At 38.3% G+C, this 15003-nt stretch carries 13 protein-coding genes and 1 pseudogene; 4 read left to right on the forward strand and 10 right to left on the reverse strand.

Annotated features, from left to right (window positions below; translation table 11 throughout):
- The first annotated feature begins 264 nt into the window (after positions 1-264).
- Entirely contained in the window at positions 265-1824 is a 1560-nt protein-coding gene (locus tag MK482_RS03475) for an ATP-binding cassette domain-containing protein (protein WP_268717986.1), read from the forward strand.
- Between the two features lie 44 nt (positions 1825-1868).
- Here MK482_RS03475 and htpX read toward each other — a convergent pair whose 3' ends face one another.
- Both htpX and MK482_RS03485 read right to left on the reverse strand, forming a co-directional pair.
- Positions 1869-2768 carry a zinc metalloprotease HtpX gene (gene htpX, locus MK482_RS03480; protein WP_136937035.1) on the reverse strand — a complete coding sequence of 300 codons (900 nt, stop codon included), beginning with the start codon at positions 2766-2768 and terminating at the stop codon, positions 1869-1871.
- Position 2769: 1 nt separating this feature from the next.
- The gene (locus MK482_RS03485) at positions 2770-3330 is read right to left on the reverse strand and encodes a LemA family protein (protein WP_000219822.1); all 561 of its coding nucleotides are present in this window, start codon (positions 3328-3330) and stop codon (positions 2770-2772) included.
- 93 nt (positions 3331-3423) lie between these two features.
- Here MK482_RS03485 and rsmG point away from each other — a divergent pair, with 93 nt between their 5' ends.
- Positions 3424-4137, forward strand: a complete 714-nt coding sequence (gene rsmG, locus MK482_RS03490) for a 16S rRNA (guanine(527)-N(7))-methyltransferase RsmG (protein WP_268717987.1) — start codon at positions 3424-3426, stop codon at positions 4135-4137.
- Positions 4138-4340: 203 nt separating this feature from the next.
- Positions 4341-5624, forward strand: a complete 1284-nt coding sequence (locus MK482_RS03495; RefSeq protein ID WP_268717988.1) for a uracil-xanthine permease family protein — start codon at positions 4341-4343, stop codon at positions 5622-5624.
- 52 nt (positions 5625-5676) lie between these two features.
- Here MK482_RS03495 and MK482_RS03500 read toward each other — a convergent pair whose 3' ends face one another.
- The 7 genes from MK482_RS03500 to MK482_RS03530 form a co-directional block, all read right to left on the reverse strand.
- Positions 5677-6435: a CPBP family intramembrane glutamic endopeptidase gene (locus tag MK482_RS03500; RefSeq protein WP_268717989.1), complete on the reverse strand. Its 759-nt coding sequence runs from the start codon at positions 6433-6435 to the stop codon at positions 5677-5679.
- A gap of 152 nt (positions 6436-6587) precedes the next feature.
- A complete protein-coding gene (locus MK482_RS03505) occupies positions 6588-7484 on the reverse strand; it encodes a DMT family transporter (protein ID WP_419151618.1) in 897 nt (298 codons plus the stop codon).
- Between the two features lie 8 nt (positions 7485-7492).
- Positions 7493-8428 (reverse strand): serine hydrolase domain-containing protein, encoded by a 936-nt coding sequence (locus MK482_RS03510; RefSeq protein ID WP_268717990.1) that lies wholly within the window; start codon positions 8426-8428, stop codon positions 7493-7495.
- A complete protein-coding gene (locus tag MK482_RS03515; protein ID WP_268717991.1) occupies positions 8425-9150 on the reverse strand; it encodes a CppA family protein in 726 nt (241 codons plus the stop codon). The genes MK482_RS03510 and MK482_RS03515 overlap by 4 nt, the downstream gene beginning before the upstream one ends.
- 124 nt (positions 9151-9274) lie before the next feature.
- A complete protein-coding gene (gene gla / locus MK482_RS03520; RefSeq protein WP_268717992.1) occupies positions 9275-10180 on the reverse strand; it encodes an aquaglyceroporin Gla in 906 nt (301 codons plus the stop codon).
- A 455-nt stretch (positions 10181-10635) separates the two neighbouring features.
- Positions 10636-11631: a choline-binding protein CbpJ gene (gene cbpJ, locus MK482_RS03525; RefSeq protein WP_268717993.1), complete on the reverse strand. Its 996-nt coding sequence runs from the start codon at positions 11629-11631 to the stop codon at positions 10636-10638.
- 18 nt (positions 11632-11649) lie between these two features.
- Positions 11650-12978, reverse strand: a complete 1329-nt coding sequence (locus MK482_RS03530) for a trypsin-like peptidase domain-containing protein (protein ID WP_419151621.1) — start codon at positions 12976-12978, stop codon at positions 11650-11652.
- A gap of 299 nt (positions 12979-13277) precedes the next feature.
- On the opposite strand from MK482_RS03530, the pseudogene MK482_RS03535 reads away from it, so the two are divergent.
- Positions 13278-14506, forward strand: a pseudogene (locus MK482_RS03535) (IS110 family transposase).
- Between the two features lie 155 nt (positions 14507-14661).
- On the opposite strand, the gene MK482_RS03540 reads toward MK482_RS03535, so the two are convergent.
- On the reverse strand, positions 14662-14832 hold the full coding sequence (locus MK482_RS03540; RefSeq protein ID WP_268717994.1) for a PhrA family quorum-sensing system peptide: 171 nt from the start codon (positions 14830-14832) through the stop codon (positions 14662-14664).
- Positions 14833-15003 lie beyond the last annotated feature (171 nt).

Raw genomic sequence — 15003 nt, forward strand, 5'->3', positions numbered from 1 at the left:
AGATTCTGTTTTTGTCTCTTTTTGTGTGCTCTTTTATGCTCTTTTTCTGGCATTTTATACTCAATGAAAATCAAAGAGCAAACTAGGAAGCTAACCGCAAGCTGCTCAAAACACTGTTTTGAGGTTGTAGATAAGACTGACTTCGTCAGTCACATATATACGGTAAGACGACGCTGACGTGGTTTGAAGAGATTTTCGAAGAGTATTAATAGAGTTTTTTTGACATAAACTTTGGCTCTACTAGGTAAAGTAGAGCTTTTTATTATGCATTATCGACATTCTAGAAAGGGCAATCATATGATAAAAATCAATCACCTGACCATCACACAGAACAAAAATTTACGAGACCTTGTCTCTGACCTTAGCATGATCATCCAAGACGGGGAAAAGGTAGCTATCATCGGCGAAGAAGGAAATGGTAAATCAACCTTGCTTAAAACTTTAATGGGGGAATCTTTGCCTGATTTCACTATCAGGGGTGACATCCAGTCTGACTATCAGTCACTCGCTTACATTCCTCAAAAACTCCCCGAAGAGCTGAAAAAGAAAAGTCTACACGACTACTTCTTTTTGGATTTTACTGATTTAGACTACAGTATCCTCTATCGTTTGGCTGAGGAATTGCATTTTGATAGCGACCGTTTCGCTAGCAACCAAGAAATTGGCAGTCTATCAGGGGGCGAAGCTTTGAAAATTCAGCTCATCCATGAGTTAGCCAAACCCTTTGAGATTCTATTTTTAGATGAACCTTCAAATGATCTGGACCTTAAGACGGTTGATTGGCTAAAAGGTCAGATTCGAAAGATTCGGCAAACTGTTATTTTCATTTCCCATGATGAAGACTTTCTTTCTGAAACGGCAGACACTATTGTTCACTTGCGACTGGTCAAGCACCGTAAAGAAGCAGAAACACTAGTAGAGCATTCAGACTATGATAGCTATAGTGAGCAGAAAAAGGCTAATTTTGCCAAACAAAGCCAACAAGCTGCTAACGACCAAAGAGCCTACGATAAAACCATGGAAAAACATCGGCGAGTCAAGCAAAATGTAGAAACTGCACTTCGAGCTACTAAAGACAGTACTGCCGGTCGCCTATTGGCTAAAAAGATGAAAAACGTTCTCTCTCAAGAAAAACGCTATGAAAGAATAGCTCAGTCCATGACTAAAAAGCCACTTGAAGAAGAACACATTCAACTTTTTTTCTCAGATATACAGCCATTACCGGCTTCTAAAGTCTTAATCCAACTGGAAAAGGAAAGTTTGTCCATTGGAGACCGAGTTTTGGTGCAAGAACTACAATTAACTGTCCGTGCCCAAGAAAAAATCGGTATCATCGGCCCAAATGGTATGGGGAAATCAACTCTATTAGCAAAGTTACAGCAACTTCTTAATGATAAAAGAGAGATTTCTATTGGTTTTATGCCACAAGATTACCATAAAAAACTGCAATTGGATTTATCCCCAATCGTCTACCTCAGCAAAACTGGGGAAAAAGAGGAACTGCAGAAAATCCAATCTCACTTAGCAAGTCTCAATTTCAGTTATCCAGAAATGCAACATCAAATTCGCTCCTTATCTGGCGGGCAACAGGGAAAACTCCTGCTTTTGAATTTAGTCTTGCGCAAACCAAACTTTCTCCTGCTAGATGAACCCACACGAAACTTTTCTCCAACTTCTCAACCCCAAATCAGAAAACTCTTTGCCACCTATCCTGGTGGTCTCATCACTGTTTCGCATGACCGTCGTTTCTTAAAAGAGGTCTGTTCGACTATCTATCGCTTGACAGAACACGGTTTGGAGGTAGTTGATTTAGAAGATTTATAAATTTTCAACATAGCAAAAATCCAGAGACGACCTCTGGATTCTTTTTACATCTGTTTTAAACGTTCAATCCGTTCTGAGATAGGTGGGTGGGTATAAAAGAGTTTTTGGAACCCTCCACCTTTCTTAGGATCATTGATATAAAGTGCACTGCTGGCATCATCTACAGGACGACTCATCGGTTTACTATTATCCAACTTATGGAGAGCATTAATCATCCCTTGAGGATTGCGAGTCAACTCGACACTTGAAGCATCAGCTAGAAATTCCCTCTGACGAGAAATAGCTAGTTGTACCAAGGTTGCAGCGAGAGGTGCTAGCACAATAGCTAGGAGGGAAACCACTAGCATAATGATTTCTAAGCCATTTCCATCTCTGTCATCGTTACTTCGTCTGCGACCTGCGCCACCCCACCACATCATACGACCTGCCATACTAGAAAGCATGGTAATAGCACTAGCAAGGGCAACAGCAATAGTCGAAATACGGATATCGTAATTACGAATATGACTGACTTCATGTCCCATAACAGCTTCTAGTTCTTCACGATTCATGATAGCTAGGAGACCTGACGTCGCAGCAACCGCCGCATTTTGAGGGTTAGAACCTGTCGCAAAGGCATTTAAGGCTGAATCATCAATGATGAAAACACGGGGCATAGGAATCTGAGCGACCATAGCCATATCTTCCACTACATGGTAGAGGTCTGGTGCCGTTTGTTCATCCACCTCACGCGCTCCATTCATGGACATGACAATCTCTGTCGATTGAAAAATCATGGACAAGGCATAGATAAAGCCGATAATCAGTGCGATAACCAAACCACCAATCCCAGACCGCATAAAGAGGTAACCAACAGCATAGCCAACAAGAGCTAAGAGTAGGAAAAATACCAGCAACAAAATCCAGGTTTTTCGTTTATTGCTTGCAATTTGATCAAACAACATCTTAGTCACCTAAACCGCTAAAATCAACTTTAGGAACTGCCTTTTCCTCTTCTGGTGTTTGAAGGAAATCTGCTGCTTTAAATCCAAACATTCCAGCGATAATATTGCTTGGGAAAGTTTCTAATTTTACATTGTAGTTGCTGACAACACTGTTGTAAAGTTGACGAGAGTACGAAATTTTATTTTCTGTGTTTGTTAACTCCTCTTGCAATTTAACAAAGTTGGCACTAGCTTTCAAATCTGGATAGCTTTCTGCAACTGCAAAAATACCTGAAACCTGACGAGTAAGGGCATCACTAGCTTTCATAGCTTCTGCTGGTGAAGTCGCTGCCGCCACTTGGTTACGCAGTTCTGCCACTTTTTCAAGGGTAGAACCTTCATATTTAGCATAACCTTTTACAGTCTCAATCAAGTTTGGCAAGAGGTCATTTCGACGTTTCAACTGAACATCAATCTGACTCCAAGCCTCCTTTGTTTGCATACGATTCTTAACCAAACCGTTATAGCTAACAATTACAAAAATAACAATAAGAGCGATAACTCCAAGAATAATCCAAGTCATTATATAAGTCCTTTCTGCTTTTAGATTAGTACCAGTATATCAAATTTTTAATGATTGTGGTAAAATAAGATGATACTAAAGAAGGAAATAACTATGAAACCAGAAACATTTTACAACCTGCTTGCCGAGCAGAATCTTCCACTTTCGGACCAGCAAAAAAAACAATTTGAACGTTATTTTGAACTCTTGGTCGAGTGGAATGAAAAAATCAATCTAACAGCTATTACAGACAAGGATGAAGTTTATCTCAAACATTTTTACGATTCGATTGCACCCATCCTTCAAGGTTTGATTCCCAATGAAACTATCAAACTGCTTGATATCGGGGCCGGGGCAGGATTTCCTAGTCTACCGATGAAAATTCTCTATCCTCAGTTAAATGTAACTATCATTGATTCTCTCAACAAGCGCATCAACTTCCTCCAACTTTTGGCTCAAGAACTGGATTTAGACGATGTTCATTTCTACCATGGACGTGCCGAAGATTTTGCACAAGACAAGAACTTCCGTGCTCAATATGATTTTGTAACAGCTCGTGCGGTTGCCCGCATGCAGGTTTTATCTGAATTGACAATTCCTTACCTTAAAATTGGCGGAAAACTATTGGCACTCAAGGCCAGCAATGCGCCTGAGGAATTATTAGAAGCTAAGAATGCCCTCAACCTCCTCTTCAGTAAAGTCGAAGACAATCTCAGCTACGCTCTACCAAATGGAGATCCGCGTTATATCACAGTGGTAGAAAAGAAAAAAGAAACACCAAATAAATATCCAAGAAAGGCTGGCATGCCCAACAAACGCCCACTTTAAATTTTTTAGTAAAAAATATTTACAAAGTTCGGAATTTCTGCTATACTATCACAAGCAAAGGTTTTTAATGTCATCCCGTGAGGTGACGAAGACGCAGAAATACTTGAAACTCTTTAAAGTCTAGATTTTAGAGAAGTCTTACTCTGAGGGCCTATTGCTGTAAAATAATGGGCTCTTTTTTGATGCCCAAAAGTGAGGTTTATATGAAACAAGAATCAACTGTTGATTTGTTACTAGACGTTGACCAACGTCCTTCGGCTGGAAAAGGAATTCTCCTTAGCTTCCAACACGTTTTCGCCATGTTTGGTGCGACCATCTTGGTACCCTTGATTTTGGGAATGCCTGTATCTGTTGCCCTTTTTGCTTCAGGTGTTGGAACACTCATCTACATGATCGCAACTGGTTTTAGAGTTCCAGTTTATCTAGGATCATCATTCGCCTTTATCACAGCTATGTCCCTAGCTATGAAGGAACTAGGAGGGGATGTATCAGCTGCACAAACAGGGGTTATCCTTACAGGTTTTATCTATGTCCTTGTGGCTGCAAGTGTTCGTTTTGCGGGTACAAAATGGATTGATAAACTCTTGCCACCAATCATCATCGGACCTATGATCATCGTTATCGGTCTTGGACTTGCAGGTTCAGCTGTTACCAATGCTGGTCTTGTAGCTGATGGAAATTGGAAAAATGCTCTTGTAGCAGTTGTTACTTTCTTGATTGCTGCCTTTATCAATACAAAGGGAAAAGGCTTCCTACGAATCATTCCATTTCTCTTTGCCATTATCGGTGGTTACCTCTTCGCACTAACTCTTGGCTTGGTTGACTTTACACCAGTTCTTAAAGCTAACTGGTTCGAGATTCCTGGTTTCTACTTGCCATTTAGCACTGGTGGTGCCTTTAAAGAATACAATCTTTACTTCGGTCCAGAAACCATTGCCATCTTGCCAATCGCTATCGTAACAATTTCTGAACATATCGGAGACCATACTGTTTTGGGTCAAATCTGTGGTCGTCAATTCTTGAAAGAACCAGGTCTTCACCGTACTCTTCTTGGTGACGGTATCGCAACTTCTGTTTCTGCCTTCCTTGGTGGACCAGCCAATACAACTTACGGAGAAAATACAGGGGTTATCGGTATGACTCGTATCGCTTCTGTCTCAGTTATCCGTAACGCTGCCCTTATCGCGATTGCCCTTAGCTTCCTTGGTAAATTCACAGCCTTGATTTCAACCATTCCAAATGCTGTACTTGGTGGTATGTCAATCCTTCTCTATGGGGTTATCGCCAGCAACGGTTTGAAAGTTTTGATCAAAGAACGTGTTGATTTTGGTCAAATGCGTAACCTAATCATCGCAAGTGCTATGTTGGTCCTTGGACTTGGAGGAGCTATCCTTAAACTTGGTCCAGTTACCCTTTCAGGTACTGCCCTATCAGCCATGACAGGAATCATCTTGAACTTGATCTTGCCATACGAAAATAAAGACTAAACGTCTTGACACAAAAAGTCCGCTCAGACAACTGAGTGGACTTTTCTAATTCTTAAGTCCCCCAAGCAACCAATAGATAGAGCAGGCTAGAACCAAACATATCTGCTAAAGCATGCATGAGAAAGAATGGAAGGAGATTTTTAATTTTATATTTGTATAAGAAATAATAGAATAAGCCATAAACTACACCGATTACCAAAGCCCATACTAATCCTTGATAGGTGTGGAAGGAAATACGAATACTAGTAGAATAAAGCAAAACCAACCACTTGTGTTTTTCCTTCACTGAAGTCAACAAACCTAGAAAGAAAAACTCTTCATAAAATCCATTAAGTAAGGCATAGGCAATCGCTATCGGGCTGAGAGCTAAGAACTTCCCTATTATTTGCGTAAAATCTATATAGGCAAAAAGGTCTTGATTAAAGTAATTATATTTACCAGTGAGAGTTGTAACCAAGTCTCCAAACAGTCCCACTAAAGCAAATATAAATGGAACCCAAAAGATAGTGGACCAATTCCAGCGAATAGGAAGCTGTTTAAAATCATAGTTTCGAATCAAAAGATAGAGTACGGTCACAGTCAATAATATAGCTTGCAGGGTAAAATTACTAGAATAAGCTGCATCTTCGCTTGCAGCCTGTCTAACTGTCCCTACTGTACTTGATGCACCCGTTGGAAACGTATTTGCTAAAAATAGCTCGGTTGAACGAATTATAAACTGACCAAACATTATGATCGTAATAATCACAATGTCAAAGCATCTCAAGTATTTTAGAGGTTTAGATGGATGTATTTTTTTAAAAATATTCATATTTTCTCCAAGTATTCTATACTCATATAAATATTTTAAGAAAAAAGGCTTAAACTTTTATAAAATTTCATTAATTCATTTAGATTCAAAAGCTTTTATTAGTAAAAATAACCCCTCTTTAAGAGTTACTATCATCTACTTTTATTTTTTGTTTATTCCTCTAACAATAAATCTTTCAAAGAAATCAGAGTTACAGCAACTAATATCATTGCCATACCAAGAAAATCAATGGGATAAAATTGTTCATCCATGATTAGGAAGGCAAAGAAAACCGCCGAGATTGGTTCAATTGAAGCCAACAAACTTGACTTAACTGGTCCAATCAAACTAGCTCCCTTTAAGAAGGCTGTATAGGCAAAGACAGTCCCGATAAGAATAATGCCCGCAAAAGCGAGGAGAAAATCAAGACTAGTTGGGATAGCAGTCTGTAGAATTCCTGTAAAAGGAAGGGCGACCAAACCTGCTATGACCATTCCCACACCAATGACCAAACTGCTCCCCCACTTCTTAATCAAGGCTATGGGCAAAATGATATAAAGTGTGTAAGTCAGAGCAGAAAAGAGACCCCAGAACAGACCTGCAGGTGTCATAGATAACTGGTCCAACTGCCCATGAGTGGCAATCAGGAAGGTCCCTCCAATGGCTAATATGATGGAAACAATCTCTCCAAGCGTCGGCGCCACCTTATCCTTGATACAGCTATAAATTAAAATCCCGACAGGACAAACATACTGAAGCACCGTCGCGGTTCCTGCATTGGTTTCCTGAATAGCAGTTAGATAGGCAAATTGATTGAGGAAAAGGCCAATCAGAGCAAAAATGAGAAGAGACAGCAAACTTTTTCTATCCTTTAAAAAGGCCAGCATTCTATCCTTTGCAGTAGCATAAGCCAAGACCATGAGAATCCCACCGGCGATTAAAAGTCGTAAGTTAGTTAAAACCAGAGACGAAATTCCATGTGCCATCAGGTATTGGCCACTCGTTCCTGACAAGCCCCAAGCAATGCCAGCTACAACTGTTAATAAAGTCCCTTTTAAACTGTTTGACATGTCTCTCCTTACTCTTCTTTGCGAATCAAGTCCATTACTTGATTGCGGTCTACAATCCATTGAGCCCTCTCATCCTTTTCATAGGTACGATTCGATAGGAAAATAGCCGCTTCTTGCTTCTGGCAATTCCACATGATAAAGGTACCTGTATAGCCCGTATGGTCTAGCCAATCTCCTTCCAAATTCCATGCCAAAGAACGTTCCTTGTCATCCAAAGGTGAAAAATTTTGACTCAAGTCTCTTGCAAAATCATCTGCTAAATAGTGTTGCAAAAAGATTTGTAAATCCTTTACAGTCGAAAATAAACCAGCACTACCTGCATGTCTGCCCAGGAGACGAGCCTTGGGATCATGTACCAAACCTGCCTCTACACCTCTGACTGTTGGAACAGCAAGCCCAACAGGTCCAAATTGGGTTTCCGTCATTCCCCAAGGATTCCAAACTTGCTCCTGTAAAATCACATCCAAGTCTTGATTAAAGATTCTTTCCAAGATAAAACCTAATAGCAAAAAATGGACATCCGAATAAAGAAAGGCTGGCTGATTTCGTCTATTGAGATGAAACATAGCTTCCTTTAATTCTGAATCTGTTAAAAGATCACGATTGGGAATAAACGGATCAAGGTCTGTAGCGTGAGTTAAGAGCTGACGAATAGTGATGTCTGGATAATCACTTTCAGGTAAAAAATCGGTTACCGGTCTGTCAATATCTAATTGACCTTTTTCCCACAAGAAGGTAAAAACGGTACCAACCCCAACAACCTTGCTGACACTAGCTAGGTCATAAACCAGTCCTGGATCAGTATCCAAGCCATGCTCTGGGTCACTCTGTCCTAAATAAAACTCCGTCCATTTATTGCCCTTAAAATACGCAAAAGAGGCTCCGGGATAAATCCCTGCCTCGATTTGTTCTTCTATTTTTTTAATAATCTTGGTCCACTTCATACTTCTTCAAACCACAATTCAACATTATTTCGATCTTTACCAAGGAAGAATTTTTCAGACCTAGGAATAAAATATTCGGTAGACTCAAACCTCTTGCGAAGACTTGCTATGTCTAGTTCATTGACCAAGAATTTGAGCATAGATAAGTCCCAAGTAGCCGTATTGTCCACAGTCAAATCTTGACCCTGAGCTGGGATAAAATCAAGTGAAGCCCCAACTTCAGATACTTCCAAGAAACTTTCAATATCAGTTGGGAGATGTAATTCCATAGAAATCTCAAATTTACTTAAAGAAATTAATTCCAAATCTGTTTGAAATTCAGGCTTTTCTCCTACTTCTACTAGACTTTCTCTATCATCTTCTGCGTGAATCAAAATCAAATCATCTTCTGGCGAGAAAATTTCAAAAGCGTAGCCATTTTGACCTTTATATAATCGATGGATCGAATCTGTTTTAGATAAGAGTCCTTCGATTTCCAAGGGATTTTCCACCTTGACAATCAATCTAGCTAGTTTTTTTCTTCCCTCTACCTTACGAGTACGCATACTTGGAGCCTCTTCTAAAATCAGCTTTTCTAGACCTGTTTGGTCTCCTAGTGATAGAAAGGCTGACTCTTCTAACAAGGCTTTCATACCAAGGGTTTCAATATAAAATGTTTCATTTAATTTTCTATTATTAACTTTTAAAGTAGGAATAATCCGTACAATTTGATTTACATTCATAAATTCCTCCAACTCTTTTATTTTAAAGGATTTTAGAATTTTTTACAAGATATTATGCTCAAATTTACCGATTTTTCGTAAAAATTTCATCTAAAAAACCGAGGCTTTCCTCGGTTTCAATTTCTTATAGGTAAAGGAATTTGAAGATAGCTACTGCCGCAATTGCTGCTGCGATAGGTGCTACTACTGGTACCCAAGAATACCACCATTTTGAATCGCCTTTGTGCTCACCAAGAACTGATTTTGGAAGGAAAGCATGAAGGAGACGTGGTCCCAAGTCACGGGCTGGGTTCAAGGCAGGTCCTGTAGGTCCACCAAGTGATGTTACCAAGGCCATAACAAGGAATCCAAGTGCCAAGTGAGCAATCCCAAGACCAGATGTCATAAATGGTGCTACTTGTTCTTTAGCTTGGTCGAGAGCTGCTGTTACTTGCTCTTGAGGAATTGTTTGACCTTGAGTAGTTGCTTGAGCAACTTGAGCATTAATAGCTGCTTGTGCTTTTGATACTAATTCAGCACCAAAGAAGTTTTTAGTCATACCAAGGGCTGCGAAGAAAAGAACAAATGAACCAATAAACTCATTTACAAAACCGTTAACAGTTGCGGCAAAGCGTGATTCTTTTGTACCTTGATCCAAACTTGAAATTGTTGAGAAAGTACCCAAAATGTTGTTTGGGTTTTCAGTTTTCAAGTAGTATGGGCGGTGTGTTATCACAACCAAGGCTTGACCAAAAATAGCTCCTAACACTTGTGCAAGGATATAAGGTGCTACTTGTGCCCAAGGGAAGAGACCGCTGATTGCAAGTCCAAGAGTGAAGGCTGGGTTGATGTGGTTACCTGATACGTTACCAAACATCAAAGCTGGAATCATAACCCCCATACCGTAACCAACAGCGATAACGAGCCAGCCACTTTGGTGACCTTTCGTACCTTTAAGTTCAACGTTAGCAACTGCACCATTACCAAGAATGATCAAAATAGCAGTGGCCAAAAATTCAGTGGCATATTTAATTGCCCATGTGAAATCCATTTGATAGATTCTCCTTAAAATTTTTTAGACAATCCTTATTCTATCAATTTTTATATCTTTTAGCAACAGGTTTGCTAAAAGAATATATGAGAAAGCGGTTTTATTATGTGACTATTAGTCACATAATAAAGAAAGAGGCTGAGACAAAAAGATTTTGATTTTAGGAATTCTTTATTATAAATTTTTAAAATCGATAGATTAGACAAAAAAGCGAACAAGACAGGATTCTGATTGTCAGATAACTTGTTTTGTTCGCTTTTTATATTTAAGGTTAGACTTTTGTCCCAGACTCTTTCTCATTCTTAGCTTTTCTTCAACCTACTACAGTAGATAAATATACTGAATAACTACTGTCTTGACTCATTTAATTCTTAAAAATTGATAGAGTTGACAAATGGTAGAAAAAAGCCCTTTTTACTAAGTTAAGTATCAACTACAGTTACGATTAGCATTCGTTACTTAACCCACTCACCATTATAGTTTACGTAGTAACCATCTACTGTGGTATTAACAGCTAGAGCACCTGAACCATAGGCATAGTACCATTTACCATTGACTTGGAACCAGCCTGTTTTCATATCTCCATTACTTACATTTAGATAGTACCATATTGAACCATCTTTCACCCAACCTGTGGACATTGCACCTGATGAACGAAGATAGTACCATTTATTACCAACATTAGCCCAACCAGTCTTCATATCACCGTTTTGAGCATCTAGATAATACCACGTTGAACCATCTTGATACCAGCTAGTCGCCATCACTCCTGATGAACGGAGGTAGTACCACTTATTGCCAAGTTCCTTCCAACCAGTTTGCATGATACCAGTTTCTGAATCTAGATAGTACCAAGCTGAACCATCATTTATCCAACCTGCACGTCTTTCACCACCAATATAGTTTTCTCCATTAATTTCCGTTTTAGCTAGATAATACCAATTAGACTGGTCATAAAGCCAACCTGTCTCTAAAGAATGATTTTGATTAAAGTAATAGTTCGTGTAAAAACTCTTCTCTTCTTTATCTTCCGGTTTTGTACGTTTTTCCCCATACTTTCTTCCAACACTGTCTTTAGTTTTAACCTCTAATGCTTTCCAACCAACAAACTCTTGTAGCACTCCATTTTTGTCAAAGTAGTACCATTCTGGCATTGGGGAACCTTCTAATCTTATGCCATTAGGGTAAGGACCAATTGTATATCCTTTAACTGGCATTGGAATGTATTGCCAACCAACAACCATTTCACCATTATAATCAAAATAATAGGTCTTGCCATCAATCACTCGCCAGTCCGTTTCTTTGATGTCACCCTTCTTGTAGTAGGTTCTACCATTTTCTTGGACAAATTGCCAACCTTCAGAATCATCTGCAAATACTGTATTGGTAGCTAGCAAACCAAAGAAAATTGCTGTTAGTCCAACTTGCATAGTTTTTTTCAAAAGTTTCATTTATATATACCTCCAATATTAAATCCACTCACCAGATGAAGCGAAATTATAAACTTTACCATCGATAGTTTGGCTACCTGTAACCATTGCTCCAGAGGAATTGAGATAATACCAGTTTCCTCCTACTTTTATCCAACCTGTCTTCATATCTCCATTAGTAGGATCTAGATAGTACCACGTTGAACCATCTTTATACCAACCAGTCTTCATATCACCATTGGTCTTATCTAAATAATACCATCTTCCTCGTACATATTTCCAACCTGTGGACATTGAACCAGAGGTTTCAAGATAATACCATTTGCCATTTACTTTTTCCCAATCTGTACGCATCTTACCTGAAGCATCTAGATAGTACCAAGTATCATTTATTTTCTGCCAACCTGTTTGTTTATCATGTTGTCTATAATAGTACCAACTACCACTTAATTTCTTCCATCCTTCGAGAGAATAACCTTTGAGTACTGAATAAATAAATGATAAATTTTGTTCATTTAATTTTACTGCGCTATTAACGTTGTTAGCTTCATCACCCAAAGTATGTACTCCGACTACACGGTGACTAGCATCATAAACAGCAGATCCACTTGATCCCTCCAAAGTATCAACTTGATAATCCAAAAAAGTACCATCATCACTTAAAACTTGTTTTTTATCTGTATACATTTGATGAATTCCAAAATCATATGATGGATATCCTGTAATCGTTACTGGTGTTCCAGCCAAATTTTTCTGACTATTTGGAAGCCCCAGTGTTCCCAATTTTGCGCCAACAGGCTCTTCTAGAATTAATAGAGCCAAGTCATATTTCGATGCATCTCTAGAATTTAAAGTTCTAAATTCTTTCAAATAACGAACTTCCTTAACCTTGATCTTTCCAAATGGTTCCTGATCTGGACTAGCTGCTGGAAGTACATAAATAGCATCCGCTTCTTTTCCATATTTATGACTGTAGAAGTTATGAGCTGCTGTAATTAAAACATTATCTTTAATAAAATTCGCGCTTCCTCTTCCTTCTATATTTATTCCATTGGCTACACCATTGTACTCAGACAAAACCATAGCTGAAGTTGAATACGGATATTGTAGAGTATTATCAATTTTAACCAAATCATCATTACCGATAATTACTTCTGATTGTTTTTGGTAGTATGAACCATATGTTGGCGAAATCTCAGGAAGTGAAAAATTATTAGTTTCTGGACTTTCCTGTAATGTTTCACTTACCTCATATTCTTCACCAGTACTAGAAATAACAGTCAAAGCAGATGCTGTCGATAGCTGGCTAGCCAATAAAGTACTCGCAATAATTGAAATACCCAATTTTTTATAAAAAGTTTTCTTCATTTTTATAATTCATTCCTTTCGTTTCACTCAAGGCACAACACAGAATAAAAAAGTGTTGTGCTCTTTATTTTGTTTTATAATAATAGTGAGAAAGCCTATCACTACTACAAATCATGGGGAGGGGAATAAGTGAGTGGTATAGCCACTACCTCGCATTTTTATAGGTGTCATTCTTTCCATCAAGCACAACTAACTGTGACTAGGAGCACGTAAACTTATAATTGAATAAGCGACTCGTTTGTGAAAGGAAAGGATAGTCAAGGGATAGGCAGACTCAAATTTGGTGAAGGGAGACTCTCGTGTTAAAAATTATTTATCCTAATTGTTGTGGTATTGATGTGCATAAAACCTTTGTTATATAGGTTATTACCATCACCGACAAGCAAGGAATCACAACCTACCATCGTAAACGTTTCTCAACTTTTACAAATGGTTTAGTACAGCTACGAGATTGGCTAGAATACTATTCTTACTTTGATGTCTGTATGGAATCCACAGGTAAATATTGGATGCCTGTCTTCAATATCCTTGAAAAATCCTGCAACATTTGCTTGGCTCACCCCAAGTATGCCAAGGCTATCAGAGTAAAGAAGACCGATAAGAAAGATGCACAGTGGATAGCCGATCTCTTAAAGCATGACTTGGTTGCTTCTAGCTTTATCCTACCTCTTAAAATCAGACAACTCCGAGATCTGTTTCGCTATCTCATAAAATTAACACAACTTCAAGTTAGCGAGAAGAATCGTTACCAGAACTGTCTGACTTGGTCTAATTTTCAGATTGCAAGTATAGTTTCTGATGTGTTCGGAAAAAGTGCTCAGGCTATTATTCAGAGCATCCTTGACAATCAAGAGGAGAAACCAGACATTAAACAGTTGGTTCACAAACGAATGAGGATAAGGTGCAAGACTTGAAAATCGCTATTGAAGGTGATGTGACACCTGAACAAGCTGAGAAAATCAGAATCATCAAGCAACACTATGATGCACTTGCCATCTGTAAAGAAGATTTAGAAACCATGATTCGGAAACTCGGACAAGAACACCAAGAACAGGTCAAGCTAATCCAAACCGTGTCTGGTTTCAAAGAGGAACTATCTGCCCTCAGAATACTCTCTGAAATCGGAGCTGATATGACTGTTTTTAATACTGCGGATAAACTCTGTTCTTGGTCTGGATTAGTTCCTACCAACAATGAAAGTGCAGGAAAGAAATTTTCTACTCGTATTTCGAAAGGCGGTCACTATCTAAAACCTTTTCTTGTTCAAATAGCTAACGCCGTGGTTAAATCAGAGAAGCACCCTGAATTACGAAATAAATATCTCAAACTCAAGAAAGGACGCGGGCATCAAAAAGCTATCATCGCTATTTGTCGCAGATTATTGGTTGCCATCTACCACGTACTTTTAAAACAGGAGAGTTATAATCCAAGATTACAAGGTCTTACAGAAATAAGAAATCCAGATAAGACAATGTCTCTTCAAGACGCTATTCGCTTCGCACAGAAACATGGATTTAACGTGCTTTAATTTTAAAATTTAGGTGTCAAGACCTCTTTTTAGTATACCCAAAATTTGGAGAAATAAGCAATCAACTAATTTTTATTTTTTTTAAACTTGCCCCTACAATTTTTTATGAATAATAAAAGCGAATATACTAGAGACTAATTCTATTCCATTATTCTTTAATCTGCCTTTCCAACATCAAGTCCATTCGATCTTTCTTGTGATTGTACTCGAACTTCCAATTGTCTATTCTTCTGAACAAACTGTTGATAGGGAAGTGTATTACCAAATGCAAGAACACTTAGTAATACAAATATAACTATTTTTTTAATTCCACGATTTTTCCTCATCTTATATTGTGAACCTCCTTTCTTTCCACTCAATTCTAACACGTATATGAAAACTAGTCAAGTTTTTTATGTTATTTTGGCTTTTTTTTTTTTTTTATTACTATAAAGAATTATTTATTTCTTTAACTTGCTATTTTGAACTAAAAATTTTATAATGAAATTAAGCAAATA

This window comes from Streptococcus mitis (assembly GCF_026782865.1).
In the GTDB taxonomy this organism is placed as follows: Bacteria; Bacillota; Bacilli; order Lactobacillales; family Streptococcaceae; genus Streptococcus; species Streptococcus mitis_CG.

What these genes read in the sequence shown, in the direction of transcription:
- MK482_RS03475 (WP_268717986.1), top strand. Translation starts at nt 265, where the DNA reads ATGCATTATCGACATTCTAGAAAGGGCAATCATATGATAAAAATCAAT.
- htpX (WP_136937035.1), bottom strand. Translation starts at nt 2,768, where the DNA reads ATGTTGTTTGATCAAATTGCAAGCAATAAACGAAAAACCTGGATTTTG.
- MK482_RS03485 (WP_000219822.1), bottom strand. Translation starts at nt 3,330, where the DNA reads ATGACTTGGATTATTCTTGGAGTTATCGCTCTTATTGTTATTTTTGTA.
- rsmG (WP_268717987.1), top strand. Translation starts at nt 3,424, where the DNA reads ATGAAACCAGAAACATTTTACAACCTGCTTGCCGAGCAGAATCTTCCA.
- MK482_RS03495 (WP_268717988.1), top strand. Translation starts at nt 4,341, where the DNA reads ATGAAACAAGAATCAACTGTTGATTTGTTACTAGACGTTGACCAACGT.
- MK482_RS03500 (WP_268717989.1), bottom strand. Translation starts at nt 6,435, where the DNA reads ATGAATATTTTTAAAAAAATACATCCATCTAAACCTCTAAAATACTTG.
- MK482_RS03505 (WP_419151618.1), bottom strand. Translation starts at nt 7,484, where the DNA reads ATGTCAAACAGTTTAAAAGGGACTTTATTAACAGTTGTAGCTGGCATT.
- MK482_RS03510 (WP_268717990.1), bottom strand. Translation starts at nt 8,428, where the DNA reads ATGAAGTGGACCAAGATTATTAAAAAAATAGAAGAACAAATCGAGGCA.
- MK482_RS03515 (WP_268717991.1), bottom strand. Translation starts at nt 9,150, where the DNA reads ATGAATGTAAATCAAATTGTACGGATTATTCCTACTTTAAAAGTTAAT.
- gla (WP_268717992.1), bottom strand. Translation starts at nt 10,180, where the DNA reads ATGGATTTCACATGGGCAATTAAATATGCCACTGAATTTTTGGCCACT.
- cbpJ (WP_268717993.1), bottom strand. Translation starts at nt 11,631, where the DNA reads ATGAAACTTTTGAAAAAAACTATGCAAGTTGGACTAACAGCAATTTTC.
- MK482_RS03530 (WP_419151621.1), bottom strand. Translation starts at nt 12,978, where the DNA reads ATGAAGAAAACTTTTTATAAAAAATTGGGTATTTCAATTATTGCGAGT.
- MK482_RS03540 (WP_268717994.1), bottom strand. Translation starts at nt 14,832, where the DNA reads ATGAGGAAAAATCGTGGAATTAAAAAAATAGTTATATTTGTATTACTA.